This is a genomic window from Pricia sp. (assembly GCF_041745955.1).
Taxonomy (GTDB): domain Bacteria; phylum Bacteroidota; class Bacteroidia; order Flavobacteriales; family Flavobacteriaceae; genus Pricia.
This window is the reverse complement of record NZ_JBGTHY010000085.1, coordinates 1-3,430: the sequence shown is the minus strand read 5'-3', so window position 1 is coordinate 3,430 and position 3,430 is coordinate 1. Positions and strand designations below refer to the sequence as shown.

Below are 3,430 nucleotides of genomic sequence, written 5' to 3'. Positions count from 1 at the left end.
AATAATGGCGTCATGCACAGAATAAGCGATTTTATTCGGTCGAAACTTAGTTTTCGAATCAAAAAAAAGAAGGTCACCGGCAAATAGACAAAAATAAAGGATGGCTTAATGAGGATGTTTACGATAACCAAAAAATTAATCGTTATAATGTCAATAGAATTAATTTTATCTAATGAATTAAAAACTAACAACTGCTTCCAATAAAGTAAAATTGCAAATGGGAAAAGCATTATTGTGGTAGAGTTGTGCCAGACAATCGGAACGATTTTACCTAAATACATTCTTTTGAAAACAAATAGAAAAAAAGGGTCGGCAATTGCAAAACAGAAAAAAAGCAAAATTGCAATCAGGTAAATTTTATTCCTCGTAATTATATGTTCGCAGCGCTTGCTGCAATACATAATGAAATGTTTTGAAACAGCATATTTTGACACCGTCGCAAAAGATAAGAGTAATATGGTAACTAACTTAATCCTTTCTATATCTCCGGAAAAACCAGAAAACAAATTTCCCAACCAATAAAATAGAAAATTGGGGGGATAAGAACTCTGACCGTTCGCTATTGTAGCGACCTTAGCGATATGTGTTTGTATATCTGTAGGAACGTGAAAAACAATGAATGCAAATACTAGCAGGCAAAAAAGAAAAAGTACTATAGAGTCGAGGTATTTAGTAACTGTAATCATCATGATGTTTTATTGGATACCGAAGATATAGACTTGATGTCGTGATACTGAAAATCTTTCGTTTAAAGGCTTCCCAAGGTGGTTGTGTTTTAGCAATACACAAAGTGCCTGCCTTTTGTTAGACCATAGATTCAATCTGGGCAATGTTATAAGTACAGTAGGCATTCTAAAATCCCATTATTTGATTTCAACACTCAAAATACTATCAATGTTCATTTGGAACATCTCCTTTTTTCCATAATAGAGCTTGGTTGATATGAGCACATCAAAATAAGCCATCTTTTGGGTATTATACTTTACGCCTAGTGTTTTGACACCACTGGGGTCGGTCGTTTTATAGTCCCTCATGTTAAATTTTTTTGCATGTTCTAAAATTCCTGGAGTCATGTTGATTATCGCTTTGGCATGTTTATTATGTACAAAAAAACAGTCTTGCCTTCCAAGCGTACTTTTGAATATTCCGCTCAACTCGTAAAACGTCAATGGGTTTTCGGTCGCATTCAGTTGCCCGTCAAAACCTGTGGTGAGAATCGTACCCCCTCCGCCCATATCCAGTTTTCTGATGTCATGCTGTAACGCCTCAATCTTTATCCAACCCCGAAGAAAATTGATATTCCCACTGACGGTATTGACCAAAAATGTCAATAGAAAGACAAAATAAGCCGTTTTACGAAGAATCAAGGGTAGCGATATGACTAGGGCATACGTGAAGAGGGCTACCCCAATGGAGAGGAGAATTTGATGCCTCGTATCATATACGAAATATCTGGGAAGTTTACCAACGATAAGGTATGGGAAGGCGCCGACAAAGAAAAGTATCATGCCAGCGAGCGCGTAGCGAAATATGTTTTTATTACATCCTGTCTTAAATGAGCTTCTTCTTAATACCAGGGCGCAGACCGCCGCACTGGCCACAATTGCAAAAAGACCGAAGTCCACATCGTACACGAGCAGCCGTACGAATTCATCGTAAATACCGACAACATTTTCCATAAAAACCATTTTCAACTGTGACGGTAGTTCCTTAATCGAAAGGTTAATAACATTATAGCCACTGCTCGCGTATAGTCCCTTGACTGGGAAAAACGCTTTTTTAAAAACCCAAAACAAAAATGGTAGAAATAAAAGGCCGCCCAGTAAAAATAAATAATGACGACTCTTCGATTTAAAAGCGGCCATTGAGAAATCGTTGCTTACGAAAAAGAATAAAGTGTATACGCAAAGGAACATTGGAATCAGCGAATTCAGAAAAAAACTGAAGAATAACAATAATACGCCCGCAACCAAACCCTTGATTTCGCGACGGCCTTCGTAATAACCGAAAACCAGATAAAGCCCCCAACAGAAAGAGAGCAAGAAAAGGGCGTAGGGCATACAGATCATCAGGTTCTTTGTTTCATAATACGGTGCTAACATCGCCAAAAGGGTAGTCAGAAATGCGGAATTTTCATCGACTGAAAATTGTTTTAATATCCTGTGAATGAAAACGTATGCCCCGAAGAGGAGAAAAAAAGATAGCCAATGATAGAGAAGCGGGGAATAGATGCTTCCGTTAAGTGCCCTATGCACAGGCACCATGAAACCGAAGCCGTTCTCCCCGAACTGCTGGGCAAGGCCGGCACTCTCCATATCGAAGACCGTCCAGTCTTCCCAAATCACGCCATTGTTCACAAGCATGAAACCGTTACCGAAAAAATAGGCGACGAATAGGTATGCCTCTTTTTTATAATTCATTGAGCAATAAACTACTTATATATTCAACGTCGGAAAAAGACAGGTCATAATATAGGGGCAACCTGATTAATGTTTGTGTAAAAAAATCACAGTTTGGCAATACGCGACCGTCGTGTTTAGCGTGGTAAAAAGAACTATCATGTAGCCCTTGATAGTGAAAAACTGCGTGTATCCCTTTTTCTTTCAGACATTTCAAGATATATGTCCGTTCTTCTAAAGATGTACAGGTAATATAATAGATATGCCCGTTGTGTTTGGCATAGGACGGATTTTTCGGCAGCAGAAAACTAGTTTTCTTCGAACCCAATAACTGATGGTAGCTGTTCCATAGCGCTACTCTACGAGATTGTAGGTCATCAATATTCTTTAATTGTGCGTACAGGAATGCAGCCGTTATATCGGAAGGCAAGAAAGAAGATCCGATATCCATCCAACCATACTTATCTACCTCCCCTCTAAAAAAAGAAGAACGATTTGTTCCCTTCTCCCAAATAATTTCGGCTCTCTTTACAAAACGTTCATCGTTTACCACGAGCATACCGCCTTCTCCTGCACTTATATTCTTTGTTTCGTGAAAAGAGAATGCCGCTAAATGACCCATACTTCCTAATGGCAGATCTTTATAAAACGAATCGATAGCCTGGGCCGCATCTTCGACCACGAAAAGGGAATGTGTATCAGCTATTGCCATAATTTTATCCATATCACAGGCCACACCGGCATAATGCACCACAACGATTGCCTTCGTTTTTGCCGTTATTAAACTTTCTATGGATTCTGCGTCAATGTTGGGATTGTTTTTTTCGCTGTCACAGAAGACAATCTTTGCCCCGCGCAATATGAAGGCATTAGCCGTTGAGACGAAAGTGTAAGAGGGCATTATCACCTCATCTCCGGGTTCGATATCCAATAAAATTGCGCACATCTCCAAGGCATCTGTGCAAGATGTGGTCAAAAAAGTCTTTAAAAAACCATACCGCCGTTCAAAAAATGTTTGACATTTTTTTGTG

Annotated in this window: 2 protein-coding genes; both read right to left on the bottom strand. The window is 39.1% G+C overall.

Translation table 11 applies throughout. The annotated features are described in order from the left end of the window. Positions 1 to 863: 863 nt before the first annotated feature. Positions 864 to 2,420 carry a hypothetical protein gene (locus tag ACEW8S_RS02895; RefSeq protein ID WP_373516684.1) on the bottom strand — a complete coding sequence of 519 codons (1,557 nt, stop codon included), beginning with the start codon at positions 2,418 to 2,420 and terminating at the stop codon, positions 864 to 866. Continuing rightward, positions 2,410 to 3,430, bottom strand: a 1,021-nt coding sequence (gene rffA / locus ACEW8S_RS02890; protein ID WP_373516683.1) for a dTDP-4-amino-4,6-dideoxygalactose transaminase, incomplete at its 5' end; no start/stop codon positions are given. The genes rffA and ACEW8S_RS02895, both read right to left, overlap by 11 nt.

Bases quoted from the DNA above. Each gene is read 5' to 3' on its own strand.
- ACEW8S_RS02895 (WP_373516684.1), bottom strand. From the start codon at position 2,420: ATGAATTATAAAAAAGAGGCATACCTATTCGTCGCCTATTTTTTCGGT.